General features: G+C 46.6%; 26 protein-coding genes, 1 other RNA gene and 1 riboswitch. All 27 genes read right to left on the bottom strand.

Annotation, left to right across the window (positions count from 1 at the left end; translation table 11 throughout):
* Positions 1–153: 153 nt before the first annotated feature.
* Positions 154–351, bottom strand: coding sequence for a DUF5957 family protein (locus tag HUG20_RS09010; protein WP_200090186.1), 198 nt, complete (start codon positions 349–351; stop codon positions 154–156).
* 1 nt (position 352) lies between these two features.
* Positions 353–772: a DUF6220 domain-containing protein gene (locus HUG20_RS09005; protein ID WP_246476595.1), complete on the bottom strand. Its 420-nt coding sequence runs from the start codon at positions 770–772 to the stop codon at positions 353–355.
* Positions 773–905: 133 nt separating this feature from the next.
* Positions 906–1,292 carry a fluoride efflux transporter CrcB gene (gene crcB / locus HUG20_RS09000; RefSeq protein ID WP_200090185.1) on the bottom strand — a complete coding sequence of 129 codons (387 nt, stop codon included), beginning with the start codon at positions 1,290–1,292 and terminating at the stop codon, positions 906–908.
* A 52-nt stretch (positions 1,293–1,344) separates the two neighbouring features.
* Positions 1,345–1,764, bottom strand: a complete 420-nt coding sequence (locus tag HUG20_RS08995; protein ID WP_200090184.1) for a fluoride efflux transporter FluC — start codon at positions 1,762–1,764, stop codon at positions 1,345–1,347.
* A 75-nt stretch (positions 1,765–1,839) separates the two neighbouring features.
* Positions 1,840–1,905: riboswitch (Fluoride riboswitch) on the bottom strand.
* Between the two features lie 103 nt (positions 1,906–2,008).
* Positions 2,009–2,923, bottom strand: a complete 915-nt coding sequence (locus tag HUG20_RS08990; RefSeq protein WP_200090183.1) for a ketopantoate reductase family protein — start codon at positions 2,921–2,923, stop codon at positions 2,009–2,011.
* A gap of 230 nt (positions 2,924–3,153) precedes the next feature.
* Positions 3,154–3,399, bottom strand: a complete 246-nt coding sequence (locus tag HUG20_RS08985; RefSeq protein WP_200090182.1) for a hypothetical protein — start codon at positions 3,397–3,399, stop codon at positions 3,154–3,156.
* Between the two features lie 293 nt (positions 3,400–3,692).
* On the bottom strand, positions 3,693–5,348 hold the full coding sequence (locus HUG20_RS08980; protein WP_200090181.1) for an FAD-binding dehydrogenase: 1,656 nt from the start codon (positions 5,346–5,348) through the stop codon (positions 3,693–3,695).
* Between the two features lie 51 nt (positions 5,349–5,399).
* Positions 5,400–5,981: a protein-L-isoaspartate(D-aspartate) O-methyltransferase gene (locus tag HUG20_RS08975; protein WP_200090180.1), complete on the bottom strand. Its 582-nt coding sequence runs from the start codon at positions 5,979–5,981 to the stop codon at positions 5,400–5,402.
* A gap of 5 nt (positions 5,982–5,986) precedes the next feature.
* Positions 5,987–6,772, bottom strand: a complete 786-nt coding sequence (locus HUG20_RS08970) for a DUF429 domain-containing protein (protein WP_200090179.1) — start codon at positions 6,770–6,772, stop codon at positions 5,987–5,989.
* Between the two features lie 257 nt (positions 6,773–7,029).
* Complete coding sequence (locus HUG20_RS08965; protein ID WP_200090178.1) at positions 7,030–8,025, bottom strand: D-alanyl-D-alanine carboxypeptidase family protein; 996 nt, start codon at positions 8,023–8,025, stop codon at positions 7,030–7,032.
* A gap of 212 nt (positions 8,026–8,237) precedes the next feature.
* A complete protein-coding gene (locus HUG20_RS08960) occupies positions 8,238–8,747 on the bottom strand; it encodes a metal-dependent hydrolase (RefSeq protein ID WP_200090177.1) in 510 nt (169 codons plus the stop codon).
* 16 nt (positions 8,748–8,763) lie between these two features.
* Positions 8,764–11,202, bottom strand: coding sequence for a DNA topoisomerase IV subunit A (parC, locus tag HUG20_RS08955; RefSeq protein WP_200090176.1), 2,439 nt, complete (start codon positions 11,200–11,202; stop codon positions 8,764–8,766).
* On the bottom strand, positions 11,195–13,186 hold the full coding sequence (gene parE / locus HUG20_RS08950; RefSeq protein WP_281392544.1) for a DNA topoisomerase IV subunit B: 1,992 nt from the start codon (positions 13,184–13,186) through the stop codon (positions 11,195–11,197). Before parE ends, parC begins: the two co-directional genes overlap by 8 nt.
* 338 nt (positions 13,187–13,524) lie before the next feature.
* Positions 13,525–13,941: a CoA-binding protein gene (locus HUG20_RS08945; RefSeq protein ID WP_200090175.1), complete on the bottom strand. Its 417-nt coding sequence runs from the start codon at positions 13,939–13,941 to the stop codon at positions 13,525–13,527.
* Positions 13,942–13,959: 18 nt separating this feature from the next.
* Positions 13,960–15,486 carry an ABC transporter permease/substrate-binding protein gene (locus tag HUG20_RS08940; protein ID WP_281392543.1) on the bottom strand — a complete coding sequence of 509 codons (1,527 nt, stop codon included), beginning with the start codon at positions 15,484–15,486 and terminating at the stop codon, positions 13,960–13,962.
* Positions 15,483–16,547 (bottom strand): ABC transporter ATP-binding protein, encoded by a 1,065-nt coding sequence (locus tag HUG20_RS08935; protein WP_200090174.1) that lies wholly within the window; start codon positions 16,545–16,547, stop codon positions 15,483–15,485. Before HUG20_RS08935 ends, HUG20_RS08940 begins: the two co-directional genes overlap by 4 nt.
* A gap of 84 nt (positions 16,548–16,631) precedes the next feature.
* A complete protein-coding gene (locus tag HUG20_RS08930; protein ID WP_200090173.1) occupies positions 16,632–16,844 on the bottom strand; it encodes a hypothetical protein in 213 nt (70 codons plus the stop codon).
* Between the two features lie 130 nt (positions 16,845–16,974).
* A complete protein-coding gene (locus HUG20_RS08925) occupies positions 16,975–17,121 on the bottom strand; it encodes a hypothetical protein (protein WP_200090172.1) in 147 nt (48 codons plus the stop codon).
* A gap of 124 nt (positions 17,122–17,245) precedes the next feature.
* Entirely contained in the window at positions 17,246–18,373 is a 1,128-nt protein-coding gene (locus tag HUG20_RS08920) for a THUMP domain-containing class I SAM-dependent RNA methyltransferase (protein WP_200090171.1), read from the bottom strand.
* A 191-nt stretch (positions 18,374–18,564) separates the two neighbouring features.
* An RNA gene (gene rnpB, locus HUG20_RS08915) (RNase P RNA component class B) lies at positions 18,565–18,944 on the bottom strand.
* 57 nt (positions 18,945–19,001) lie between these two features.
* The gene (locus HUG20_RS08910; RefSeq protein WP_200090170.1) at positions 19,002–19,406 is read right to left on the bottom strand and encodes a ribonuclease HI family protein; all 405 of its coding nucleotides are present in this window, start codon (positions 19,404–19,406) and stop codon (positions 19,002–19,004) included.
* Positions 19,403–19,762, bottom strand: coding sequence for a cell division regulator GpsB (gene gpsB / locus HUG20_RS08905; RefSeq protein WP_200090169.1), 360 nt, complete (start codon positions 19,760–19,762; stop codon positions 19,403–19,405). The genes HUG20_RS08910 and gpsB overlap by 4 nt, the downstream gene beginning before the upstream one ends.
* A 173-nt stretch (positions 19,763–19,935) precedes the next feature.
* Positions 19,936–20,259, bottom strand: coding sequence for a CotD family spore coat protein (locus HUG20_RS08900; protein WP_246476594.1), 324 nt, complete (start codon positions 20,257–20,259; stop codon positions 19,936–19,938).
* Between the two features lie 189 nt (positions 20,260–20,448).
* Positions 20,449–21,678 carry a ribonuclease H-like domain-containing protein gene (locus HUG20_RS08895; RefSeq protein WP_200090168.1) on the bottom strand — a complete coding sequence of 410 codons (1,230 nt, stop codon included), beginning with the start codon at positions 21,676–21,678 and terminating at the stop codon, positions 20,449–20,451.
* Between the two features lie 3 nt (positions 21,679–21,681).
* Positions 21,682–23,955 (bottom strand): DEAD/DEAH box helicase, encoded by a 2,274-nt coding sequence (locus tag HUG20_RS08890; protein ID WP_200090167.1) that lies wholly within the window; start codon positions 23,953–23,955, stop codon positions 21,682–21,684.
* A gap of 65 nt (positions 23,956–24,020) precedes the next feature.
* Positions 24,021–25,748 (bottom strand): aminodeoxychorismate synthase component I, encoded by a 1,728-nt coding sequence (gene pabB / locus HUG20_RS08885; RefSeq protein ID WP_200090166.1) that lies wholly within the window; start codon positions 25,746–25,748, stop codon positions 24,021–24,023.
* An 86-nt stretch (positions 25,749–25,834) separates the two neighbouring features.
* Positions 25,835–25,978, bottom strand: coding sequence for a hypothetical protein (locus HUG20_RS08880; protein ID WP_200090165.1), 144 nt, complete (start codon positions 25,976–25,978; stop codon positions 25,835–25,837).
* Positions 25,979–26,029: the final 51 nt, after the last annotated feature.

The following is a 26,029-nucleotide window of genomic DNA, read 5'->3' as shown; positions in this document are numbered from 1 at the left end:
CTAATAAAAACCCAACAATCGGAAGCACAATCATCCCTATATTAGATAATAGCAATCGTTGCTTAATGGACACGGGCTTCACCTACTTCTTACATCGATTGAAACGAGCAACTGTGAACGTAAGCTAGTCGTTAAGAGAAGTTTAGCATATCACTAATCTGATTTCAGATTCTTTTGGTCAATAATCGGCACAACCACGGCACACATAATGGCTGTAAAATAAGGAAGATATTTAATTCCCATTGGCTCGTTAAATAATGCCATTCCCAACACTCCAATAAAACTTGATAACGCGATACCAAGAACAAATCCTCCGATTAAACCAACAAGTATTCCTAAAAAAGTTCTCATATTATGCTTCTCCCATCTGATTTTTTTTGTGATCGAATGTGAATTTCCATATCTTTAAAACCATTGTGCAGGACAATACAACTAGTAGCACGCCAAAAAGAGGATGCATCGCGCCAAACCACGGTAAAATAGTTGTCATATTTGCGGTAAAATACATGAAGAACATCAAAATTAGAGTCCCAAACAACTGTCCGTATGCCCAGCGCGGCAATGCACCGATAAATGCAAAGGCCAACATGAAAATCGGTATATTAAACCCAAATAAATGAACAAATATCATGTGCTTCATCCAATTCACCGGGTTTATAAATATAGCCATGCCTGCAAATAAAATCTGAGTGGCTATACTTAATGCAAAAATAATGGCTAATACAAGGTAAACGATTCTTCCTATACGAACGCTTTGATTTATTCTTCCCAAATGGTTCCCTCCCTTGTTTTGAACGCTGTCTTTATCATACAATCCAATGATAAAAACACTCTTAAGCCATTCTTAAAAAATTCTTAAATAAAACAAGGGCTCTTAACCACCATCTATGAAAATCGAACATTATCTACCAAATCCATAATCCCAGACTGTAGCCCGCACTAAACATGACAATACTGCCCAAAAGAGAAATAGCTACATACCAAACGAATTTCCGATAGGATTTTTTACGTAAAAGTTCCAACGCTTCCATGCTGAATGTCGAGAACGTAGTAAAAGCTCCAAAAAAGCCAATGCCCAAAATGAGGAACCAGAGGTCATCATAGGCATACATCGGAATGGAACGAAAATAAGCACCATAAAAAAGACCTAAGCCAAGAGCGCCAAGTATGTTTACGCTCAGCATGGTCACAGGAATAGGAGGGTCCGGATATTTCCCCATGATGACTTGTCCAAGCAAATACCGCGCGATGGCTCCTATTCCTCCACTGATAGAAAGCATGAATATGTCCATGGACGATGGATTCTCCTTTCAAATGTATATGTAAAGATGGATCTCCCATCCACTATTCAGCATTGGAGGGAGGTGATTCCCCATTGCGAACGTTCCCTATTGAGCGCCCAAGCATCATGCCGCTCAGAGCAAGTCCAACACCACCAAAAAGAGAAATAGCCAAATAAACAAAGGAGAAGTTTACATCATCCCGTAGTAAAAAAACCGTATCTGCCGCCAAGGTGGACATGGTTGAAAATGAGCCTAAAAAGCCCACTCCTACCCCTGCTTTAAGCCAATCCGTGCCTTTCCTAATGAAAAACCACCCTGTCACTCCTCCCAACAAGAAACTCGCGAGTAAATTTTCCATAAGAGTGCCCAATGGATAGGCCGTAAATAGCGTCCACATATTGAATTGATAACGACATAAAGTTCCCAGGGATCCTCCAACTCCTATTGAAAATATCATTTTCCATTTCATATTTATATACATCAACTTATTCACCCGTTTCATGATCTACGTGCCTTTATTTCAAAACAAAACTCCTGACAGAATGCACCCTAAAAGTGCCTGCCAGGAGTCATTAGCCGCTACGATACGGCGGTTATGGCGAACTCCATCGCCTATGTCCTTGTTGAGTAACAGATTATACGTATAAGCGAGGAATGTCAATGGAATGCTCAAACAACATCCTCCGGGTATGTTCGGGTTATGTTCGGGTTCTCCTCTATGTGCCTCATTGCTTTTCCAGATACTTCACCATCGCATATAAACTCTCATTTATCGGCGTGTCGATGCTGTATTCTTTTCCCAGTTCCATAACCCTCTTCGCGAAAAAGTCATTTTCGGTTTTTCGTCCTGCTTCAATATCTTGAAGCATCGAAGATTTTCCGTCGTACCCTACCTTCGTCCATACTTCCTCGAAAAAGTCGTCAATGTCTCTTGCTGTCAATGAAATTTCTTTTGCTTTTGCAATTTGTACGACTTCACGCATCGCACTTTTTGTAAGACCCATCAGCTCTTCAGAATCCCGAAGCATGCCATGTGTCGCCCTCATAATAGCGGTTACAGGGTTTATGCCTGTGTTTACCATGAATTTATGCCAAAGCTGGCGTTCCATATCTTCTGGAATTGCATTCGGAATTTCCGCTTTATCAAACATTGCTTTGAGCGTCTCTACCCGCGAGGACAACTTATCGTTTCGTTTTTCGCCAAAATATAAAATGCCAGGATGTGTATACTCGATCTTTTGCCCTTCCTTCGTTGCATCTATGCCATTCGCCAAGCCGTAAAGCACGTTTTCTCTTCCGAAACGACCAGCAATCATATTTTCACTATCGATACCATTTAACAACGATAAAAACAAACTTTGCTCGTTCACAAGCGATTCAATCAAATCGAGTGCAGCTTCCATTTGCGGATTTTTTACACAAAAAATAAATAAATCAACAGGTTGAACTAATTCTTCAACCGTCTTGTATGCCAATGGAACACGTTCATTATTTACATAAATGCCCTCATTTTCATAACGACGCTTACGCTCTGGATCCATCACACACTGAAGATTTATCTTCGGATTTCTTTGCAATAACTTTGAATACACAGAACCGACGGCACCAATACCTATCATTACAACGTTACGTATGGTCATATTGCTTCCTCCCACACATGAAAGTTTTCCCCTCTTATTCATTTTTTTGATCAGCCACGTCCCCCCTCCTTTCCAATTTACAGGAAAGGGGGAATGATTTCTAGTAATCTTATGACGACAGGAACAATTCCGTGGTCCATTGAGGATTAGAACCCAAATTTCTGTTTTCGTATCATTGCCTTATGAATTCCCCGTTCGGCATGCTGTTTTTCTTCTTTCAACAACAAAGCTCAGGATACCGTCTCCTGAGCCAATTCCTTTTCCGATATTTCACCAAGTTTTTCTTTGATATTCTCAAGCACCATAAATTTTTCCGTGTTGGAGGCCACTTGCTCTGAGATCGTGTCGACTTGCTTGCCGCTATCAGCTGAAGTCGGGATGGCTTCGCTTTCCGCGGACGAACGGTTAAGCCTCCTCGCGCAAAACCGGCGCTGCGGGATCTTGACGCGTCCGTTTTTCCGCTGGAGTCTCGCCATTGCAACGTCCCTCCGTACGTTGCCAGAAGTGCAAGGTTTTTTTTGCTTATAGGATGGATTTCCTTGCATCCAGCTTTGACAACACCAACGGAAAAATGCTTATGTACCAGTCTTTTTCCGTTATTCAGCAGTCCCTAATTTACCAATATTCATTTCCGACCCTGTTCTTTCTAGCCATCATAAACTATTTTTGCTGTTTCCGAAAGAGAAATAAAAAGCATTCCTAGTGGAGGGAATTTTGAGCTTTGAACACAAAAGGGAACTGTCAATCATTTTCAAAGATTGACGTATTATCATCCAAGATCGTCCGCGATCGCACGACCTGCCGTGCGACCGGTAAACAGACATCCACCGAGAAATGTTCCTTCCAGTGATCGGTATCCATGGACGCCGCCGCCTCCGAATCCGGAGACTTCTCCCGCGGCATAAAGTCCGGGAATCGCATTCCCTGCTTTGTTTAATACAGCTCCTGATAGATTCGTTTGCAGTCCACCTAACGTTTTACGGCTGAGGATGTTCAGGCGTACCGCGATCAACGGACCGTTTTTCGGATCGAGTATGCTATGTGGTGTAGCCACGCGGCTAATTTTTTCACCGAAATACGTACGAGCGTCACGAAGCGCCTTCATTTGCAAGTCTTTCGTAAATTTGTTCTCCAACGCACGATCCCGCGCACGAATTTGCTTTTCAATTTCTTCTGCATTTAATAGCTTTTCATCGACAAGATTGTTCATCCCGGAGACGAGTGCTTTCAACGTATCGGCAACGATAAAATCCTCGCCCTTGTCCTTAAACGCTTGTACAGGAGCGGGTGCTCCGGATTTCACACGGCTTAACACCTGTGTAAAGCTTTTATTGGTTAAGTCGGGATTTTGTTCCGATCCCGATAAGGCAAACTCTTTTTCAATGATCTTTTCCGTTAAAATAAACCAGGAGTAGTCATAGCCGCTCTGTTGGATCGCCTCTAGTGTGGCCAACGTGTCAAAGCCCGGGAAATTGGGTGCCGGTAAACGGCGCCCTCGGGCATCCAGCCAAATCGAAGAAGGTCCCGGTAGAATACGAATGCCGTGCTTAGGCCAAACCGGATTCCAGTTTTGAATCCCTTCCGTGTAATGCCACATACGATCGCGGTTGACAATACGTCCACCTGCATTTTCCGTAATGGTCAGCATGCGTCCATCCACATGGGCTGGCACACCTGAGATCATACGCTTGGGAGGTTCACCGAGATGGCTCGGCCAATTTTGACGGATCAAGTCAAAGTTCGCACCAATGCCTCCGCTCGATACGAGCACAGCTTCAGATCGGTATTCAAAATCTCCGATTATTTCCCGTGAACTTTCTTCTCCGCGGGAAACGTTACTCGGTGCGAGTTTGGAACCACATACGCCTACAACCGCACCGTTATGGATCATAAGCTCGTCAACACGGTGACGCGAATGGAAAACAACCCTTCCGTTTTTCATATGCTCGCGCACGCTTCGTGCGAAAGGCTCGACCAGTCCTGGGCCTGTTCCCCACGTAATGTGAAAACGGGGGAGGCTATTTCCATGGCCTTCGGCAAGGGATCCCCCGCGTTCCGCCCAACTGACGACTGGAAAAAAACGAATGCCCATGTTACGTAGCCATTCACGTTTTTCCCCGGCTGCGAAGGTCAGATAAGCTTCTGCCCACTGTTTCCCCCAATAATCTTCATCCTTTTCGCGGTCGAAACTCGCTGCCTCCATCCAATCCTGCCATGCCAGCTTCTTAGAATCCTTAATGCCCATGCGACGTTGCTCCGGTGAATCGATTAAAAATAAGCCGCCAAATGACCACCAGGCTTGGCCGCCGAAGGAAGTTTCCGGCTCTTGATCCAGAAGCAATACTTTTTTCCCCGCATCCGCCAGTTCGGCCGTTGCGACCAAACCCGCAAGTCCGGCTCCAGCGACAATGACATCAGCATTCATATTTGAACACCTCTTTCGCCCGTACAGATTTATCGTTGTGTGTCATTTTGCTTACTCCTCTCCACCCACTAATCCTACAAACACCACCGGTTCGATAGCACTGGACGAAATCTCACCTTCTCCGTCCTTTTCGATTAACATCAAGTTCTGGCTATGCGGACTCCCGATAGGAATAATCATCTTTCCGCCATTCTTTAACTGCCCGATGAGTGACTCCGGAACGTCGGGAGCAGCAGCTGTCACCATGATTCGATCAAAAGGAGCGTTTTCTTTCCAACCCTGGTTTCCATCCCCGTGTTTAAAATGTATGTTTGTAAATTCCGCTTCTCCTAGCCTTTCTTTTGCCTGCTCATGCAAGGAACCAATGCGTTCCACGGTATAGACGGACGCAGAAAATGCTGCGAGTAAAGCAGTTTGAAAACCGGAGCCCGTGCCAACTTCCAATACTCTGGATTCAGGAAACAGGTCCAGTTCCAACGTCATTTTTAGAACAAGCGTCGGTTGTGAAATGGTTTGTCCATAACCAATGGAAAATGCCTGATCCCAGAAGGCTAATTCTTTATTTTCATCCATAAAATAACCGCGGTCCAATTGTTCAAAATAGCGGATGATTTCTTTTTCCAGACTCGTCAATCCTGTCACCTCTTTTCGAGATAATAAATCCATCCTTCTTCTTTCGCCAGTTTTTTTGCATGCTCCGAAGGGTGTGCCAGCGCAGGCAATAACAAGCCGTTTGTGCCGAAAGCAATGGCATAAAGGGCACAAATACAAGCATCGTAGGCGTCTGTTCCCGGCTGGACATTGGAGGGTAAATATTTATTTAAAAATGTGTCTGCTTCCGACGTTTTCGATGCTTTCACCAATGCAGGATACACTTCAATCATCATTTTTTGATCTTCTTTATCCGGTTTGCCCATTGGATAAACCTTGAAGTTGTTCTCTTTTTGCCACTTCCTTGCGTGATATATTGCGACGGTCGAGTTATTTCCAATCCGGTCAAAAGTAGCAGATAGCGGTTTTTTTCCAAACTTTTCATAAATCACTTGATCAGTATAGCGATAAGCAAGAGGATTTTCTATTTCTCTATCCGGTTTTTCTAGCGATATTGATTCTCCGTTAATGAACCGCGTGAATGTCTTCGGGTAACCAAGTGGGGCATCGATGCCAATGATAAGTAGGCTATGCTTGTCAAACGTGAAAGTAGGATCAACCGCATGTATTAAATGATGAAATGATATCCCGCTGCTTGGGATCGCGATTTCGTTCGGCACACCTATCCAATCAACGGTATTGGTTATCCGGTCCCACACACAAATTGCAATCCCGTGGTTGTTCCCCATCCATCCTCCTACATCCCAACCGATGCCGATTACTTTAGTGGGCATCATATTGGTCGTTTTGTTTTCAAAAAAGCGGTTATGCATTGATATCCCCCTATCCCGTTGATCTCATTGCCTCCCCTGTTTGGTACGTTTTTTCGCATGTCACTTTCCGAATCACAATCCAAAAGCTTCAATATTTCGACATTTTCGTAACGGGAGATTTTTCAAAATTATACCATCTTCCCTGTCGAATATGCCCTCTCAAGTCATCTCTCCTTTGGTTTCATATCTCAACTTTACATAATTACAACCCCCCGCGATTCCGGAATAACGTTTGGGAAATACGTTTTTCGCGGGGATTAATCACGCTCAGCCCTAAGGTCGTTATGTACATGTTCAAATCCGGCTTTCAATATCTTTTGCGTTTCTTCAAAACGATCCTCAACAGAGTCGGTACGCATAACAACGGCGATTAATCGTTTTCCGTGTTGTTCGGAAGTGCCGATGAATGAGTATCCTGCCCCACGGGTATAGCCTGTTTTTAATCCATCCACTTCGGGAAAATTTGAAGACTGATCGATATCCTTCCCATCTATAGTGGTCTCCACTTCTTCACTCGCCAAGAGTTCATTGGTGTTTGGCAATACCTGGTTTCTATATGAGAGGCTTAACGTCGGTTGTTTTGTAAGACTTATGATGTCCGGATAATCATGGAGCAAATGATAACCGAGCAATGCCGTATCCAAGGCTGTCATTTTGGATTCATAATTGAATGTTTCATGAGGCATGCCGCTGGCATTGATGAAGTTTGCATCTTGAGACATCCCTAGTTCTCTTGCCTTTTCGTTCATGCGCTCGATAAAAGCTTCCTCGCTCCCGGCCACATATTCAGCCAGCGCCACCGAGGCATCGTTGGCAGAGACAATCGCTATTGCCTGAAAAAGATCCGCAACCGACAAAACAGATCCTTCCTGGAGATAGATACTGGCTCCTCCGGTTGCTTCGGCAACTTCGCTAATATTCACATCGTCTTCGACATCCATCTCTTCGTTTTCAAGCGATTCCAAGATCAAATACATCGTCATCACTTTTGACATGCTTGCCGGCGGCAACGGTTCAGTTGCATTTTTTTGCCAAAGGACATTGCCTGTATCGCCGTCTAAAAGAATCGCCGCTTCTGCCTCTGTCTGAACAGCATTGGACCCCATCGGTGTAATCAAGGATCTCTTCACTGATCCTCCGTTCTTCTCCGATAATTCCGTTGCGGTTTCTTCAATCATTTGAGAGGAAAACAAAAATAAAGACGAAGCTGCAAAAATGGCGACTAGAATGATAACACGAAAAAAATGCCGCATAGAACGCTCCTTCAAATATACATCTAAAGCCTTTCATACGACCTCTATTATAAGACAAAAGCCCCTCCCGAACAATCACAAACCAATGATTGTGTAAAAAATGTTGGATTAACACCAAAATCAATGGCTGAAATGTGGGATTCATAATCAGCTCGCGGACGGAGACTCCTGCGGGAAAGCGCAATATCAAATTAAAGAGCCAAAGTGTTACGTCAAATTCCGAGCATCAACATCCCATAATACGTGACCCAAGCGATGCAGAGAACGTTTACACTTCCCTCCCCGAGCCAAGAACCGGTTCGGGTATGAAACGGGAAACGTATCGTTACATCAATGGGATAAAAAAGCTGAATGCCCCGGGACGTTAGCATATCGAGGAGGTAATGGCTTGCCATCCCGATAAAGGTCCCGTATTGGATCATCACTCCGATTGTGCCCGGGATCATGCCTGTGAGTACAGCGATGAGGACAAGGAATATTAAGCTATGAGTAAAGGTGCGGTGTCCGAAGATTCGTTTTATCAACCATGAAAAAAAAGAGGCACGTCTTCCTATTTTCGATTGTGGATGGCAGATATCAGGAAGTAGCCCCCCCAAGAGAGAGGCGCTAAAAAAAACAGCAGCGTCCCATCCCCCTTCAATAGACGGGAGCGTTTCGGGGGCGAGGATATCATAAGCCGCCGCAGCCGCTAGAGCGCCAACGAGATGGGTGCCGCCTTTCATAATCGTAGACTCCTTTTCATTCTGTTGGCCGTTCGTGATCGATGTATGCCCACACATTGCGAACGATTCCGGACGCATCCGTATCGATCACGTAGCTCCCCGTCTGATAACGGTCATAATGGCGAACCCCGGATGCCGGAATCGCATGGATGCTATTATCCTCGGTTTTTACCATCAACGTATCATTCACATCTGCAGGGATAACGGAGACTAACGTATGAGGATTCGTTTTTAACTCTCGCAACATCGTAAGGCCTCGTTTCGCGCGGGAACTTCTCGGGAATTGATCCCACGTCATCTTTTTTATTGCTCCCCGGTGGGAAACGGAAAAAAGGGATGCAGCATTCTCAGCAGGCACAGCGAACGCAGACACGGCTTCGTCTCCGTCTTTTAGCGCAATGCCTTTCACGCCGGCAGCTCGTTGCCCGACAATATTAATATCCGATTCCGAAAACCGAAGGCCATACCCTTGTTTCGTGGCAAAAAAGATGTCGCCGGAACCATCCGTAAGTCCGACATCAAGAAGCGTATCCCCTTCCTTGAGCTTAAGTGCGACCAGCGCATTGGAGAAGCGCTGTGCCTGATAATCGCTTAACATCGACCGTTTGGCCATTCCGTTTTTCGTAAAGAAAATCAAGTAACGGTCTTCATCGAAAGAACGAACCGGAATCGCGCGTACGATGCCGTCATTCGCAGCAAGGGTTACAAGGTTACTGATATGTTGTCCGTCGTCTTTCCAGCGAATATCCGGGAGTTGATGAACGGGAATATAGACATAACGGCCTTGTGTAGTGAACAGCAGTAACGTGTCCGTCGTATTCATCTCCTCGAAAAATAGCAAGTCATCCGTGTCTTTCATCCCCGGACGCTCATCAATAGATGCACTGTAGGAACGTGGGCTCGTGCGCTTAACATACCCCTCCCTGGAGACCGTTACGATCACTTCCTCGGCAGGGACCATCACTTGCATGTCCACTTTCAGTTCTTCAACCTTTTCTTCGATCACTGTTCGGCGGTCATCCGCATATTTTTTCTTCATTTGTTTTAATTCTTTTTTAATTGTTTGGACGAGCTTTTTAGAGCTTCCCAAAATTTCATTCAAGCGTTGAATCGTTTGTTTTAACGCTTCCGCTTCTTCCTCCAATGTTGCAACGTCTGTATTGGTTAAACGGTAAAGCTGCAAATTTACGATCGCCTCCGCTTGCACGTCGGTGAAACCGAAAGCGTTGGTGATATTTCGCTTCGCGTCCGCCTTGTCTTTCGATTGGCGGATAAGGGCGATAAGTTCATCCAGCACACTGACCGCTTTCATTAACCCTTCCACAATATGTTGCCGCTTCGTCGCTTGGTCCAGTTCATATCGGCTACGATTAATTACGACTTCTTTTTGATGGTCAATATAGGCGGATAATAATGCTTTTAATCCCATTAATTTCGGAGCTTTATCGGCGATCGCGACCATGTTCAAGTGATAGGTGACTTGCAGGTCCGTATGCTTATACAAGTAATGCAAAATGCTTTGTGCATCTGCTTCTTTTTTTAACTCCACAACGATTTGCAAACCGGTGCGGTCGGTGTCGTCGCGAACTTCCGCAATGCCATCAATTTTTTTATCAAAGCGAATTTCATCCATGCGTTTCACGAGGGCTGCCTTAACCACTTCATATGGAATCTCGCTAATGACAATTTGTTCCTTCCCGCCCCGCAACGTTTCGATGTTCGCGGTGCCCCGTACGACGACTTTCCCTTTGCCCGTTTCATAGGCTTGCTTGAGGTTTTGCGTCCCTTGAACGGTTCCTCCACCCGGAAAATCCGGTCCTTTTATAAAGGACAGAATTTCTTCGAGGGAGCAATCCGGCCGGTCAAGCAAATGAATGGCCGCATCGGTTACCTCGCCAAGATTGTGGGGAGGGATGTCGGTGGCATAGCCCGAAGAAATGCCGGTGGATCCGTTGACGAGCAAATTTGGAAAATAAGCGGGCAGAACGACCGGTTCTTCGTCGGTATCATCAAAATTCGGAATGAACTCGACCGTCTCTTTCCCGATATCGCGAAGCATTTCTTGAGCTAAAGCAGAGATGCGGGTTTCCGTATACCGCATAGCTGCCGGCGGGTCCCCATCAATGGAGCCGTTATTTCCTTGCATCTCCACGAGGCCATGGCGAATTTTCCAGGGTTGGCTCATGCGCACCAATGCTTCGTAAACCGAAGAATCACCATGTGGGTGATAGTTGCCAATCACATTCCCGACCGTTTTGGCCGCCTTGCGAAAAGGTTTGTCAGCGGTATTGTTGTCTCTTACCATGGCGTAAAGAATCCGGCGTTGTACAGGTTTCAATCCATCTTTTGCATCCGGAAGAGCCCGTTCCTGAATAATGTACTTGCTATAGCGGCCGAACCGGTCTCCAATGACCTCTTCCAACGGGAGGTCCAAATATTTTTCAGCTTCAGTCACGGTAGTCTTCCTCTCCTTCCGCAAACAACATTTGCTCGTTGTCCATAATATTTGTTTCTTCATCAAGTCCGAAGGCAACGTTGGATTCGATCCACTTCCGTCTCGGCTCCACTTTGTCTCCCATTAAGGTTGATACGCGTTTATCCGCCCTGGCAAGGTCTTCAACGTTTACGCGAATGAGCGTGCGCCCATCCGGGTTCATTGTCGTTTCCCATAACTGGATCGGGTTCATCTCGCCGAGACCTTTGTACCTTTGAATCGTGTACCCTTTCCCAACGGTTTTGATCGCCGCGTTTAAACCTTCTTCATCCCACGCATACTCCATTTTTCGTTTTGCGCCGCTGCCTTTTTCCACTTTGTATAAGGGAGGCAAGGCAATGAACACTTTGCCCGCTTCCACGAGCGGTCGCATATAACGGTAAAAAAACGTCAGCAACAACACTTGAATGTGCGCACCATCCGTATCTGCATCCGTCATGATCACAACTTTATCATAGTTACAATCTTCAAAGGAAAAATCCGTCCCAGCACCTGCTCCGATCGCGTAGATGATCGTGCGGATTTCTTCGTTTTTCATGATGTCGTCGAGCTTCGCTTTTTCGGTATTAATCACTTTGCCGCGCAGGGGAAGAACCGCCTGGAATTTACGATCTCTCCCTTCCTTTGCAGAGCCCCCAGCGGAATCCCCTTCCACGAGATAAAGTTCATTTCGCTGCGGGTTTTTGGATTGGGCGGGGGTTAGTTTTCCGCTCAGCAGAGCCTCTTTTTTCCTTGACTTTTTGCCGCTTCTTGCCTCTTCTCGCGCTTTCCGCGCCGCCTCCCGGACTTGTTGGGCTTTGATGGCTTTTTGGATCAACATCGTGCTCAATTTCGGGCTTTCTTCAAAAAAATACCCAAGTTTATCCGAGAGAAAGGCGTCGATGGCGGAACGGGCTTCCGGTGTTCCCAGTTTGCTTTTCGTTTGTCCCTCGAATTGCAAAAGTGCCTCCGGAATATGTACGGATAACACCGCCGTTAACCCTTCACGAATGTCGTTTCCGTCCAAGTTTTTATCTTTTGGCTTGATCATTTGCAGCTTCCGGGCATGTTCGTTCAACGCACGCGTGAGGGCGGTTTTCATCCCAAACTCGTGCGTTCCTCCATCTCTTGTGCGAACGTGATTCACGAAGGATAAAATATTCTCGGTGTACCCATCATTAAATTGAAAGGCAAACGTGACATGTATATCTTGATTGGAGCTATCGAAGGAAATGACTTCATGCAAGGTTTCTTTATCTTCGTTCAAGTAGGAAACAAAAGCTTCAAGTCCCGTTTCATATTGGAATGTTTCACTTTGTGTTGGATCACTTCGTTCATCCGTAAAGGTAATCGCTGTTCCGCCCAAAAGAAACGCGGCTTCCCGCAAGCGCTCGGCCAATGTCTCATTGTGGAAGGAAACGGCTTGAAACACTTTCGGATCCGGTTGAAAACGCACGAGCGTCCCTGTTTTCTTCGTTTTTCCTTTCTTTTCAAGCGTTGTGACAGGTACGCCGCCATTTTCAAATCGTTGTTCATAGCGATGGCCATCCCGGTAAATCGTTAAATGGAGCCAGGAAGATAACGCGTTCACAACGGAAGCGCCCACACCATGGAGTCCTCCGCTCGTCGCATAGCCGCCTTGCCCGAATTTTCCGCCGGCATGCAGTACCGTCATGACCACTTCAGGCGTCGGCCGCCCTGTCCGATGTGTTCCGACGGGCATGCCGCGGCCTTCATCGCTTACGGAAACACTTCCGTCCCTATGCAAGGTGACCTCTATATGTTCACCGAAACCGGCCATTGCCTCGTCAACGGCATTATCGACAATTTCATCAATGAGATGATGCAACCCGCGTGTATCGGTGCTTCCGACATACATGCCGGGTCTTTTTCGCACAGCCTCCAAGCCTTCAAGCACTTGAATGGCGTCGTCATTATACTCGAGTGTGTGTTTGATGTCGTCCACGAATGTCCGAGACCCCTTTCCCGTATGTACCAACTTTCGATCTAATTATCTCTTATCTACAATAAAGCATAGAACATATGTTTTCAAGTGCTGCGCGTGTTGATGTGAAAACTTTTTTGCATAGCGGATCGCTGAAACATCCGTATGTTCATCAATGCGTTTGTCTTACACTGATTTTGACAATGCTTTTCGAAACTGTCAACTCAGCTTTTTTTTCAACAACAAAAAAAACCGTAACAAACAGCTGCACGGTTTTGCTCCAACGGCTCAAATAAAGGCAAATGGGAACACAAAATTGCGCGTCCCCATTATATTCTGGTAGCTACGGCAATCATTCCTCACTGCGTCAAACGATGCTCCACTTTAATGCATCGGTCCATCACAACGATTTTACCGCTATTTTTTGCTATTGTATACCCTTCCTTGTTGACGACGCCAAGTTGCGTCCAAAAAACATTTGCATCCGTTTGCGCGGCTTCTTCGGCAATGGCCGGCACAAATTCGCTGCGTCGAAACACATTCACAATATCAATCGGTTCCTCGATTTCACTAAGCGAGGAAACCGCTTTTTCCCCAAGAACTTCATCCACTTTAGGATTGACGGGAATAATTTCATAACCTGCTTCTTGCATCACTTTTGAAACTTCGTGAGACGTGCGCTCTGGGTTATCGGATAAACCGACAACAGCAATGCGTTTGGCATCCTTTAATATTTGGCCGATTTCTTCTTGAGACGGATTAGAAATTGTTGTCATCGTCGTTCCTCCTTGCGCTTATTGCAAAAACCCGTTTTCTTGTAAATAGTCTTCCGCGACTTCTTCCGGGTTCGCATCCTCATAATCCACGAGGTAATTCATTTCTTGCATGTCTTCATCGCTAATTTCCCCGGCGAGCGTGTTTAAAATCTCTTCCAATTCAGGATGCTCATGCAAAACGTCCTCTCGCATTAAAGGCGCTCCTTGATATGGTGGGAATAATTCCTCATCATCCTCCAAAACAATCATATCATATTCAACGAGATAAGCATCTGTGGAATAGGCATCGATGACTTCCACTTCCCCTTCTTCAACGGCTTGCGAACGAAGTCCGGGATCGAGGCCATTCACGTCGGCCAATTCAAACCCGTACGTATCAACAACAGATTCATACCCGTCATCGGGCCGGTCGAGAAACTCAAAAGTAAAACCGGCAGTCAACGCATGTTGATAGGATTCCAAATCAGACACCGTCTCTAGTTCATATTCTTCCCCGATGGTTTCGCTTACCGCTAACGCATACGTATTATTGTAAGCCATGGGATCGAGATAAATGACATTGTATGCTTCTTCTATTCCCTCTTTTGTCGCTTCATACACTTCTTCTTCGTTCATGCCCGATGGATCTTCCTCTAAAAGATCCACATAAGCGGTCCCCGTGAATTCCGGATAAATGTCGATATCTCCGACAAGAAGGGCATCGAACACGATGTCTGTACCGCCCAGCCCTGCCTGTACATCGACACTTAAATCAGTATTTTTTTCGATCAAGCGTTTGTACATATTGGCCAATATCTCCGGTTCGGCATCAAGTTTTCCGCCAACAACGATGTCCTCTTGCTGTGTGGACACGATGGCCGGCGCAATCACAATCAAGAAAGCAGCTCCCATAACGATCGAGAACGTCATAAATGAACGCTTTGCCTTTTCCGTCCACCGTAAGACAAAATCAAACAGTAAGGCTAATATCGCGGCTGGGATTGCCCCGAGTAGTATATAGGATTGATCCGCCCGCTGGATGCCGGTCATAATCAAATCACCAAGACCGCCTGCACCGATTAAGGCTGCCAATGTGGCTGTGCCGATGATCAGGACCATTGATGTGCGAATCCCTGCCATTACAACCGGCATTGCCATCGGCAATTCCACTTTTCGAAGTCTTCTCGCGGGACTCATCCCCATTCCGGTAGCCGCTTCCTTAATGGACGGATCAATTTCGCGAATGCCCGTGTATGTATTGCGGAGTATCGGAAGAAGCGCATATGCGGTAAGCGCGATAATGGCAGGCACCGTTCCGATCCCGAAAAAAATAATCATAAATCCGAGGAGCGCAAGGCTCGGGATTGTCTGCAGGATAGCTGCAACGCCAATGACCGGTTCGGCGAGCCGTCGTGTGCGCGTAAGGAAAATACCGAGGGGAACGGCAATGAGAATTGCGCATAAAAGGGAAATCAAAGACATTTGCACATGTTCCCAGAGCGATTCTACAAGTGATTCTTGTTGATCGGCGAATAGGTATAAAAGCTCCCGTATTGCATCTGTCATAATAATCCCCCCGCTTCCGTTCGGTTGGCGTGGATGTATGTGACAATGCTTCGGTAACTCAATATACCAATGAGTTTGTCATTATCAACAACGGGAAGCGCATCGAAATCGGAGGCTTCCACGGCAGGGACAACTTCATGCAAAGGGAGCTCCGGGGAAATCATAGGGGCATGGGTCGTAACGTTTCCCGACGGGTCCAAACGGCCGAGAAAACGCCGTTGATCGCCAAATACATATAATGGCGCAGGGGAAGTTGGCACATGAATCATCGTCTCTCCGACCATATGCATGCTGTTGGTTTCCATCACTTCTGATATTGGCGTGTTCCATACATCCAAGCCACGATCGCCGATAAACTTTTTGACAAACGTGTCCGCGGGCGAGTGTCGAAGTTCCGATGGAGTTCCAATTTGTACAGCCTCCCCTTCTCTCATCAAACATATGCGATCAGCAAGCAGCATCGCCTCTTCGATGTCATGGGTGACAAAAACGATGGTTTTCTTTATGTTCTCCTGAAGTTTGGCGACGTCTTTTTGCAAGTGTTCGCGACTGATTGGGTCAAGTGCACTGAAAGGCTCGTCCATAAGCAAAATATCAGGATCCCCGGCCAACGCTCGTATCACGCCTACCCGCTGTTGTTCGCCGCCGGAAAGCTCATCCGGCCGACGGTTTCGATATGTATCCGGGTTTAATCCGACCATTTCCAACAATTCATCGATTCGTTTTCTTGTTTCCTTTTTCCCCCATTTTTTCATCTCCGGAACGACCGCTATATTTTCCGAAACCGTCATCGTCGGGAACAGCCCGATTTGTTGCAGCACATATCCGATATTCCACCGCAGTTCCTGGCGATTAAAATCACGAATGTCTTTTCCATCGATGGAAATGCCCCCCTCTGTCGGTTCCACGAGGCGATTGATCATCTTTACGCTCGTTGTTTTCCCGCAACCGCTCGGTCCGATGAGGGCAAAAAATTCTCCTTTTTCCACTTGGAAATGAAGGTTTTTTACCGCTTCGATTTTTCCGGGAAACGTTTTCGATATATCGTTGAATGTAATCATTTACTACTATCACCTGCCTCTTCACTTCATTCCCCTACCCGCTCCTATTCGTTGCCAAACAAAAAAACTGCCGAAAAACGACAGTCATCCTTTTTGGTTGATTTCCAGTTCATAGTAAAGCGCTTTATCAGTGCGAAGGTACGCGTCATACACAGCCGCTTTCACTTTTTCCCTTTCGTCATTTTCGAGTGCAGGCAAGTGGTGCAGTTGTTCTTCCGTGTGCTTGATAGCGGATTGGATGCGTGTGATTTGCGCGTAAGTATGCGAACGTTCTTTAAAACAAAGCTGTGCGTACAACAATTTTTCCTCCCCTTACAATAGTGGTAACAAAGCTATTGTACGCACAGAGCTGTTAGATTATACATGCAATTTTTCCTGTTAAAAATTAGGGTCTTCACCAAAATCTATGGTTGATATAAGTGAATAATTATGGATTGCTGAACAACTTGCAGCTATCAGTTGAAGCCGGGATGGCGCTTCCATGGCTTCGCTTTCCGCGGACGAACGGCCAAGCCTCTTCGCGCAAAACCGGCGCTGCGGGGGCTTGACGCGTCCGTTTTGTTGTCTTCGTCATTGCAGCGTCATCCCTCCGTACGTTGCCAGAAGTGCAAGGATTTTTTTGCTTATAGGATGGATTTCCTTGCATCTAACTTTGACAACCACGTCCTGTGACGCTTATACGAACATTGTGAAACAGGTTATCTTTTCGCCCAAAACTGATAATAGTCGGTTTTTATGTTTCCGTTAAACAACTTTCGTTTTTTTGTGGCCTTCTGTCCATAAAATTGTTCAAACTGTTCGTTTGCGGTAAGTACGTACACGGACCAACCTTGAAAATAATTCGTGCTCACACGGCCGAGGGTTTCATAAAGGGTACGAATGGTATCCTTCTCCTCCAGTCTCGTCCCATAAGGAGGGTTGCAAACTAGTGCTCCGCGTTCGGCCAAGCGCTGAAGGTCTTTCACGTTTTTCGTTCTCCACTCAATCTCTTTAACGCCTGCGAGCGTTGCATTCTCAGCGGCAAGTGCTGTCATTTCTCGATTCCGATCGCTTCCGTATATGGCGGGGCGAATCGTGTTTCGGGCAAGGTCACGGGCTTCTTCCCTCGCCTCTGCCCATGTCTTTTCGTCAATCAACGGCCATTGCTCAGACTGAAACCCCCGTTCCAAGCCGGGAGCGATGTTTTTAGCCATCAGCGCGGCTTCAATCGGAATCGTTCCGGAACCGCAGAAAGGGTCAAGGAATGCCATATCGGAATCGGGTTGCCAATTCGTTAATTGAATCATGGCAGTAGCCAACGTTTCTTTTAGCGGTGCTTCGCCATGCAGGCGCCGGTATCCCCGCTTATGCAACCCGTCTCCTGTCGTGTCGATCGTAAGAGTGACTTCATCTTTTAACAGCGCGACCTCAATTTTAAAAAGAGGGCCATCTTCATTAAACCATGATTGGTTATACGTTTGTTTCAAACGCTCCACAACCGCTTTTTTCACGATTCGTTGACAATCGGGGACGCTGTAAAGTTGGGATTTCACCGAGCGTCCGACAACGGGAAAAGTGCCGTAGACGGGGATAATTGCTTCCCACGGCAAGGCCTTCGTTCCCTCAAACAATTCATCAAAAGATGTCGCAGTGAAGCCCCCGATTTTAAGTTTCACCCGATCTGCCGTCCTTAACCAAAGATTTGCCCGGCAAAGAGCCTTTTCGTCCCCTTCAAACATCACTTTTCCGTTTTCAACCGTCGTTTCGTATCCGAGCTTTTGCACTTCTTTGGCAACGAGGCTTTCAAGTCCCATCGTTGCCGTTGCAATATATGTATATGCTCCCATGAATTGAATCCTTTCATGTCCATATTTATTAGAAAACTTGGCTTTTCGCCAATTTATGTAGGGACTGCTTAATAACGGAAAAAGACTGGCACATAAGCATTTTTCGTTGGTGTTGTCAAAGCTAGATGCAAGGAAATCCATCCTATAAGCAAAAAACCCCGTATACGGGGTCCTCCCAGAGGCTGAAAACGTTCTGTAAGCCATGTTCTGTATCGACGTGCTGCGGCTGTTCACCTTGCACGGCGATGGCAATCATCTATCTGCGAATCAATCGCCTCTCCCTGCCGTTTCCAACAGGGAAAGTGCCCCTACCATAATTTTGGGTTACTCGCTCGCGGGGTTTACCGCGTTCCACTCTTCGCGTTTCCACGAAGACTTCGTCACTGTGGCACTTTCAGAAGGATAACCGTATTCCTAAAAAAGAACGTAGGTGTCCCTTGCGCCGTCAGCCCGGATGGCCGGACTGCCCTGACTTATGGTTTCGTCAGGCACGATCGTTACAACCCTTTAAGGTTGTGCGAGCATGGACTTTCCTCTCTGTCCAGGATGAACAGAGCGATTGCCCGAACATTTTCAGCGTGTACCAAGCTGTATTATAACGCGCTTTGCCTATTTATGCAACATGGGGTCATGAATAAAAACAAGCCTTTTTTGCCAAACGATCGGCTTCTTTGTTTGCACGCGTGGGGAGCCAATCCACGATGAACAGGGAAAAGTCGGCACTTAATAGTAAAATTTCATCCAGAAAATGCTTGTAACGGGAGCGTTTCACCGCTCCCTGATTCACTGCATCAAAAACAAGTTGCGAATCCGTGAAAAAGCGACCTTGATGATAGCCAAAACGTCTCGCCCATTTCAACCCTTCATAAAGAGCCGCAAATTCCGCTTCGTGGATATGCGTTAACTGTGAAACTTCCATTTCTCTTTCCACTTGCCCACTTGGATGCTTCATAAAAAGGCCGTATCCGCATGTACCGGGATCCCCGTTACAAGCTGCATCGACATAGACATGAACCACTTGGGCGGTCGTCATTCAGATAGTTTCTTCCCAAACACTTCTTTTTCCAGATTGGAAATACGCTTTAATATATCATAATTGGTTGACCCGGCCGCTGATGGATCCGCAGCCGATGCCCGGCTCGTTGCCGGGGCTTCTTCCACCGGTTCCGTTTGCGAGCGTTGGGAGCGTTGGGTAAGGGTTGATGATTGCATTTTGCGCAATTGCTCTACTTCCTTCTCCAACTTGTCAACCTGTTCCCGAAATCGTTCATAGTCTTGGATGACCGTATCTAAGAATTGATCTACTTCTTCTTTGTTATAACCTTTCATGCTCGTCTTAAATTCTTTTTCAAGGATCTCTTTTGCTTCTAATTGAACGTTTGCTGGCATCGTACACACCCCGCGCTAGTATTCTCAATCTTATCCTTATTTTTTCAGAAGACGCGGGAAATGTCAATTTGCTGTTGATGCCATATAATAATCCCGGCAGAAAATCAATCTGCCGGGTATATGGGAAACCAGGAATGGGAGAGACAACGTTCATATCAAAGTCAGCCAATGAACTACCAAGGACGATTACACTGTTGCCCATACCCGTGTTGTTGCTTCGGCGGGCAATGAAAATGCTCTGAGTGCGCATCGGCAACTTGATCCTGACTGTGTGGATAACTGTGTACGTGTTTGTAGACGTCATTGTGAACATGCGTAGTGTGCGACGGATGCACTTCAGGCACAACATATTCCTGCTTGCTGTGTGTGACGTTGCATTTCGGCGGATGGACGACGGCAGGCAAAACAACCGGTTTTTGCTGGCAATGCTGCATCGGTTTCATTTGCGAATGGTTATTGCCGCAATGATGATTATTATTGAAATTATTATAACCCATTACACCAATTCCTCCTTTATTTTAGGGCTACTAATAACTTATGAGGAATAGGTGATTGGAGGAATAATGCAAGCACCTATTTTTTATAGGCGCTTTCACTGAAAAATCTCCGATACATTGACAGCAGTCGCGATAATTTCACATACAAAATCATTATTTTAGCGAATTATGCGCTTCCCCGGGAAATAATCACCCCGGAAATGCAGCTTCATTTCCCAATTTCCTTCTCAACCTCTCCAGCCGATGTTCCCATGCATCGCTTTTTGCATCCCGATTTTGAGTTTTTGCCTGCCCGCGCTTGCTGTAATAATAGGCGCGGACGTAATCTTTTTTATGGTGTTCGTACCAGATCGCGAGCGCCTCTGCTGCGTTAGGGGCCAAGCGTCCTTGCATGGCCCAAACCTTTTGGAAAAGATCAATACTGTCGGCATGCCGGTTTGTTTTCTTAAGAAGATGGCCTCGTTCGTAAAGAGCATGTTCATACCAATCGTTTTGATCGTTTACTTCGGCGTACGTATCCATTGCACGTGCATAGTGCTTCGTATCCCGCCACCAGCGAGCGATTTCATAGGTTTCTTTGGCTGTCGTCCCCCCATTCAGAACCCTTCCCGAAAGTTTGATGTATAGGCTAATGAGCGATAATAAATCTTGCTCGTTATGGTGAAATACACCTTCGATATAGGATGGTTCTCCTTCGGAGAGGAAATCCTGATAAAACATGGGGGCCAAATAACCCGGTATATCGTCATCTCTTACAAATCCGAGAATCTCTTCTTCCACGATGTTTAAACGACATGAAGCCAACTCATGCTTAAACAAGCGTCTGGCCGCGTGCAAAAGATCGAAATGCCCAAAAGCAGGCAACGTTGGCAGTTCTTCGCGCAGTAACGTGTGCCGCGTTTTTAGCTGTGGCCAATCGAACGCTTTGCCATTATAGGTCACGAGGGCGTGCAAGGACGTTTTGTTCATTAAAAAATGGTGGTAAAACGCGATTTCATGTTCCGGTCCCGGCAAGAAAAATTGATCGACGATGATCTCCTCTTCGCTTAGCTGTGCCGTCCCGATCATGAAAATCATATTGCCCGCCCCATGGCTGAGCCCGGTCGTTTCCGTATCGAGAAATACGAGGTCTTCCGCCTCAAGTTCTTTCCCGGGAGCGAGCGGGTGCCCTTCAATACCGGCTTCTTTCCAGGCGGCAACTGTTCTCTGTAGTTCTTTAAAGGGATGTATCCCATGCATATGGGAAAGAGGGTAGCGCCTGCGCCGTCGAACCGCGTAACCATCTTCAAAAGGTAAAACATCACATTGAAAGGCATGCCACTTTTGTTCAGGCACATCCTGCTCCTCCGGCACGGTTTCGACCGGATGGGAACGATTCATATGCGGTTTAAGCCGTTGCAACTTTTTCTGAATATCCATGGCCTACACGTTCCTTGTTTGTTTTTCCGACAATGACACTAACCATTGCTGGACGTCGTTTTTAAGCCCTTGTTGTTCACTCGTTCCGATACAAACCGGGCATCCGTCGCTACAGGGACAGTCGTGAATCAATTTGGCGCTTCGCTCAATCAGCTCGTCCATGCGCTTATACAATTGGGAAGCAAGTCCAATGCCGCCCGGGTAATGATCATAAATAAAAATCGCCGGCATTTGGGAATGATCGGCTTTTATTTGCGCCGCAACATGAAGATCACTCTTGTCACTCATCGTAATAACCGCGCCCAGGTGATGAACCACTTGGGAAAAAGACACAAGCATACGTTCGAAACGTTGCTCGCCAAATGTTTGCAGCCATGTTTCGTCAAAATCCATCCATGTGCCTGCGGTATGGATTTCTTCCTGCGGAAGATGAATCGGCCCTGAGCCGATATTTTCATACGTCGAGAGCTTTATTTTCTTAAAAATGGAAGGCATAATCGTCACCGCCACATCGCCGAACGCAACGTGATGATGTTCACGGTGTTTGCTCTCGTCTTTTTCAATGACGGTTAATTTCACATTTAGGCTCGCGTCGGTAAAATATTCGACCTCGACAAGCCGAACGTATGCCTTTTTTTCCTCCCAGTCCAGCGTTTCCACTTGGTATTGCTGTCCCTGGTGAAGATAAATCGCTTCTTCATGGAGCAACGTCATAGCACTAAAACGATCCATTTCGCCGATGACCTTTGCACTGCCCGTAATTGTCGTGTCAATAATGACGATATTTTCTTGGGAAGCCGAGCGAAGACTCACATTATGGGCCGGGAAAGCTTGGCTCATCCAATACCAGGATTCTTTGCGCTTGTGGACGACACGTTCCTCGGCGAGATAATTCATCATGTCGCTGATGTCGATGCCGCCAAAGGTGTCTCCTACCTTAAATGGTAATTCATAAGCGGCACATTTCAGGTGATCGATTAAAATAATCAAGTTGTTCGGTTCGATTCTCGCCTCTTCCACTGGAGAAGACAAAATATATTCCGGATGCTGCATCACGTATTGGTCAATAGGGGTTGATCCTGCGACCATAATGACGAGAGATTCTTCCTGACGGCGTCCGGCGCGGCCGGCTTGTTGCCAAAGGCTGGAAACCGAGCCCGGATACCCTGTAAGTAAGCACACCTGGAGTTGTCCGATGTCCATCCCCAATTCAAGGGCATTCGTACTGACGACGCCGCGGATGTCCCCTTCCCGCAATCCGCGTTCGATGGCTCTCCGTTCGTTCGGGAGGTAACCGCCGCGGTACGCGCGAATGGAGGCAGGGCCGTAGTCATCCTTGATTAACGCTTGCAAATCGCTATAGATAACTTCCACACGTACGCGGCTACGGGCGAAGACGATGATTTGAACCTCCGCTTCAAGAAACCTTTTAGCGAGTGTACGTACTTCTTTAGAGACGTTGCGTCGTACATTTAACGATTGATTGACGACCGGCGGATTGTACAGGGCGAGATGTTTTTTCCCCTGCGGCGCACCGTTGTTGTCGATGAGGGAAAATGAGCTTCCGGTTAATTGTTCGGCCAATTCTCGCGGATTGCGGATCGTTGCTGATGTCGCAATAAATTGAGGATCGCTCCCATAATAATGAGCCAGACGCAAGAGACGCCGTATGACGTTCGCCACGTGACTTCCAAACACGCCCCGATAGGTGTGCAACTCATCAATGACAATAAAGCGCAACTTCTCAAATAAAGACACCCACTTCGTATGATGGGGCAAAATCGAGGTATGCAGCATATCGGGATTTGTCATGACGATATGGCCGGCGTGGCGAATCTTTTGCCGGATGGCAGGCGCCGTGTCTCCGTCGTATGTGTAGCTATTAACATTCAAATCGGCCGCTTCAATCCATTCCGCCATTTCGCTCTTCTGGTCCTGGGCAAGCGCTTTTGTCGGAAATAGATAGATGGCACGCGCTTCAGGGTCTTCTGTGATTGCATTCAAGACAGGCAAATTATAACAGAGCGTTTTTCCGGAAGCAGTCGGCGTAACCGTCACAATATTCTTTTCGGCCTCCACTTCATCATAAGCGGAACGTTGATGGGTATATAGTGCTTCGATTCCCCGTTTGCCGAGCGTACGGGCCAACGTTTCGTTTAATGTGGAAGGGAACGCCGCGTATTTGGCTTCCTTTTCCGGTTGTTCATGCCAATGGGCGATATGTTCATCTTCTTTAAGTGCTGCGATCAAACTTTGGAGGTCTTGTTTTTGTCTCATGTTCTCCCCCCTCTTTTTCATAGTATAGCATATTAGAACGCTTGTTTGTAGATTATGTGATCGTTTTATCGGCGATTTTTCAGCGAAACTTCCACCCACCCGCGCACACTGTTAATCAGCCAGACGCGATTGGCTTTTTCCAAATCCACAATCGAAAGCACATGCTCCTTGACGATGTCCTGCTCGAAAAGATACTGCCGATAGACCCCTGGCAACAAACCGAGGTATACAGGCGGAGTCACGTATGCCCCATCGATTTCGAGCACGAGGTTGCCGATCGTAAATTCGAGAAGTTCATCCTTGTCATTATAGAGCAAAATATCAAAGACATCGGCTGATGCCCGGGAACGAAGCGCATTGAAAACGTCTCGAGACGTCGTTTTATGAAAAGAAAACGGCTCGTTCTTGGCAATCGCTACCGGGGATAACTCCACGACGACAGGTTTGCTCATCTCTTGAATCTGAGTCCCTTCGATAGAAAACCCTCGTTCCGAGTGATAAAGCAACCGAACCTTATAGGTCCCGTTCGGATGTTTTCGGGCAAAAGAAAGCAGAACATCACGCATTTTTTCCACGGAAAATGACCAATGAAAAACATCAGCAGACGTTTGCATGCGCTGACAGTGCCGCTCGAAAAACGGATAATGCCCACCTTCCAAACGTAAACTTTCCAACAAAGAAAAATCAGTCCTCATGTCAGCCACGATTTTACTTTTCAGCACTGCCTCTTCATACTCTCCTTGCGGACTTGAATCCCAGGTAATACCACCGCCTGTGCCGTATGTAATTTTCTGTTTCACGGAGTCAACGATTGCTGTACGGATGGCAACGTTGAACACACTGTCCCCTGTTGGGGTTATATAACCGATGGCCCCACAGTAGACGTCACGGGAATCACGCTCCAACGCCGCAATTTTTTTCATCGTCTCTTTTTTCGGTGCGCCTGTTATAGAGCCGCACGGAAATAGAGCACGAAATATTTCAACGAAGTCAATCCCTCGCTTTAGTTCAGCGTCTATCGTCGAAGTCATTTGCCAAACAGTTGGATAAGCTTCGATGGCAAAAAGATCTGTCGTATGGACAGTACCCGTATCGGCAATCATCCCCAAGTCATTGCGGAGCAAGTCGACGATCATGACGTTTTCCGCCTGATCTTTTTTTGAATGCCGCAGTTCTTTATACAGACGCTCGTCTTCTTGTTTCGTAGCGCCGCGGGCGATCGTGCCTTTCATTGGCTTCGTTCGCAAGTGATTCCCCTTTTTTTGAAAGAAAAGCTCCGGAGACACGGACAAGATTTGCTGTTGTCCTGTATTCAAAAACGCACTATAAATCCCTTGTTGGGATGGCTTTAAACGCTCATACAAGGTGCGAGCATGTCCTTGAAAGCGAGCTTCCATGCGCATCGTATAATTCACTTGATAGGTTTCTCCTCTTGCAATGGACTGGCGAATGTCCTCGACATTGTTTTTGTAATCCGGCGCGCTCGTCGAAAACGCCCAATCCGAGAGATGATAAGATTGTGTCATCATATCAGGTGGCGGGCTCGTTTTTTCAAAAATGCCAAACCAAACGAGGGGCATTTTATGTCCGCTAACAACGGAAAGTTCCGGCCGCAGACCTTTGGCCGCTTCGTATGATATATACCCCGCGGCATAAAACCCTTCCCCGACGGCAGATTGGACTTTTCTTATACATGCTTCTACCTCTTTTGGTTGCTCCGTTTGGATAATGGAAACGGGGTCGCGAAAGTACAGGGGCGCTTCGCGATTAAAGTCGATTTGAATGTCTATCATGGCTATCACCCTTCAGGAATTCCGTTTGCCTTCTAGCTTAAGCGAAAAGAAAAAAGAACGCCACCTACAGGCGCGTTCTTTCGTGTCTATGCTTCTTTTTCCAGGCTGCCCAGCCGTTCTTCAAACAGTTTTTGAATGGTCTCCGTGTCCATGTTTTCCAGAAATGGTCTGGGAATCCCGCATAAGTCTATCAACAGGCGACGCATCTCTACACGTGACAGTCGCGTCATTTGCATTCCCCCTCCTGTCTTCTACTATATGCATGGAAGGGGAAAAATATT

Source organism: Salicibibacter cibi, assembly GCF_016495865.1.
GTDB classification, from domain to species: domain Bacteria; phylum Bacillota; class Bacilli; order Bacillales; family Marinococcaceae; genus Salicibibacter; species Salicibibacter cibi.
This window is presented reverse-complemented; position numbering and strand designations above follow the sequence as displayed.

Excerpts from the sequence above, each read along its gene's own strand:
- HUG20_RS09010 (WP_200090186.1), bottom strand. The coding sequence starts at position 351 with ATGAGAACTTTTTTAGGAATACTTGTTGGTTTAATCGGAGGATTTGTT.
- crcB (WP_200090185.1), bottom strand. The coding sequence starts at position 1,292 with ATGGACATATTCATGCTTTCTATCAGTGGAGGAATAGGAGCCATCGCG.
- HUG20_RS08995 (WP_200090184.1), bottom strand. The coding sequence starts at position 1,764 with ATGTATATAAATATGAAATGGAAAATGATATTTTCAATAGGAGTTGGA.
- HUG20_RS08990 (WP_200090183.1), bottom strand. The coding sequence starts at position 2,923 with ATGACCATACGTAACGTTGTAATGATAGGTATTGGTGCCGTCGGTTCT.
- HUG20_RS08985 (WP_200090182.1), bottom strand. The coding sequence starts at position 3,399 with ATGGCGAGACTCCAGCGGAAAAACGGACGCGTCAAGATCCCGCAGCGC.
- HUG20_RS08980 (WP_200090181.1), bottom strand. The coding sequence starts at position 5,348 with ATGAATGCTGATGTCATTGTCGCTGGAGCCGGACTTGCGGGTTTGGTC.
- HUG20_RS08970 (WP_200090179.1), bottom strand. The coding sequence starts at position 6,772 with ATGCATAACCGCTTTTTTGAAAACAAAACGACCAATATGATGCCCACT.
- HUG20_RS08965 (WP_200090178.1), bottom strand. The coding sequence starts at position 8,025 with ATGCGGCATTTTTTTCGTGTTATCATTCTAGTCGCCATTTTTGCAGCT.
- HUG20_RS08960 (WP_200090177.1), bottom strand. The coding sequence starts at position 8,747 with ATGAAAGGCGGCACCCATCTCGTTGGCGCTCTAGCGGCTGCGGCGGCT.
- HUG20_RS08945 (WP_200090175.1), bottom strand. The coding sequence starts at position 13,941 with ATGACAACAATTTCTAATCCGTCTCAAGAAGAAATCGGCCAAATATTA.
- HUG20_RS08940 (WP_281392543.1), bottom strand. The coding sequence starts at position 15,486 with ATGACAGATGCAATACGGGAGCTTTTATACCTATTCGCCGATCAACAA.
- HUG20_RS08935 (WP_200090174.1), bottom strand. The coding sequence starts at position 16,547 with ATGATTACATTCAACGATATATCGAAAACGTTTCCCGGAAAAATCGAA.
- HUG20_RS08925 (WP_200090172.1), bottom strand. The coding sequence starts at position 17,121 with ATGACGAAGACAACAAAACGGACGCGTCAAGCCCCCGCAGCGCCGGTT.
- HUG20_RS08920 (WP_200090171.1), bottom strand. The coding sequence starts at position 18,373 with ATGGGAGCATATACATATATTGCAACGGCAACGATGGGACTTGAAAGC.
- HUG20_RS08910 (WP_200090170.1), bottom strand. The coding sequence starts at position 19,406 with ATGACGACCGCCCAAGTGGTTCATGTCTATGTCGATGCAGCTTGTAAC.
- gpsB (WP_200090169.1), bottom strand. The coding sequence starts at position 19,762 with ATGCCAGCAAACGTTCAATTAGAAGCAAAAGAGATCCTTGAAAAAGAA.
- HUG20_RS08900 (WP_246476594.1), bottom strand. The coding sequence starts at position 20,259 with ATGGGTTATAATAATTTCAATAATAATCATCATTGCGGCAATAACCAT.
- HUG20_RS08895 (WP_200090168.1), bottom strand. The coding sequence starts at position 21,678 with ATGGATATTCAGAAAAAGTTGCAACGGCTTAAACCGCATATGAATCGT.
- HUG20_RS08890 (WP_200090167.1), bottom strand. The coding sequence starts at position 23,955 with ATGAGACAAAAACAAGACCTCCAAAGTTTGATCGCAGCACTTAAAGAA.
- pabB (WP_200090166.1), bottom strand. The coding sequence starts at position 25,748 with ATGATAGACATTCAAATCGACTTTAATCGCGAAGCGCCCCTGTACTTT.
- HUG20_RS08880 (WP_200090165.1), bottom strand. The coding sequence starts at position 25,978 with ATGACGCGACTGTCACGTGTAGAGATGCGTCGCCTGTTGATAGACTTA.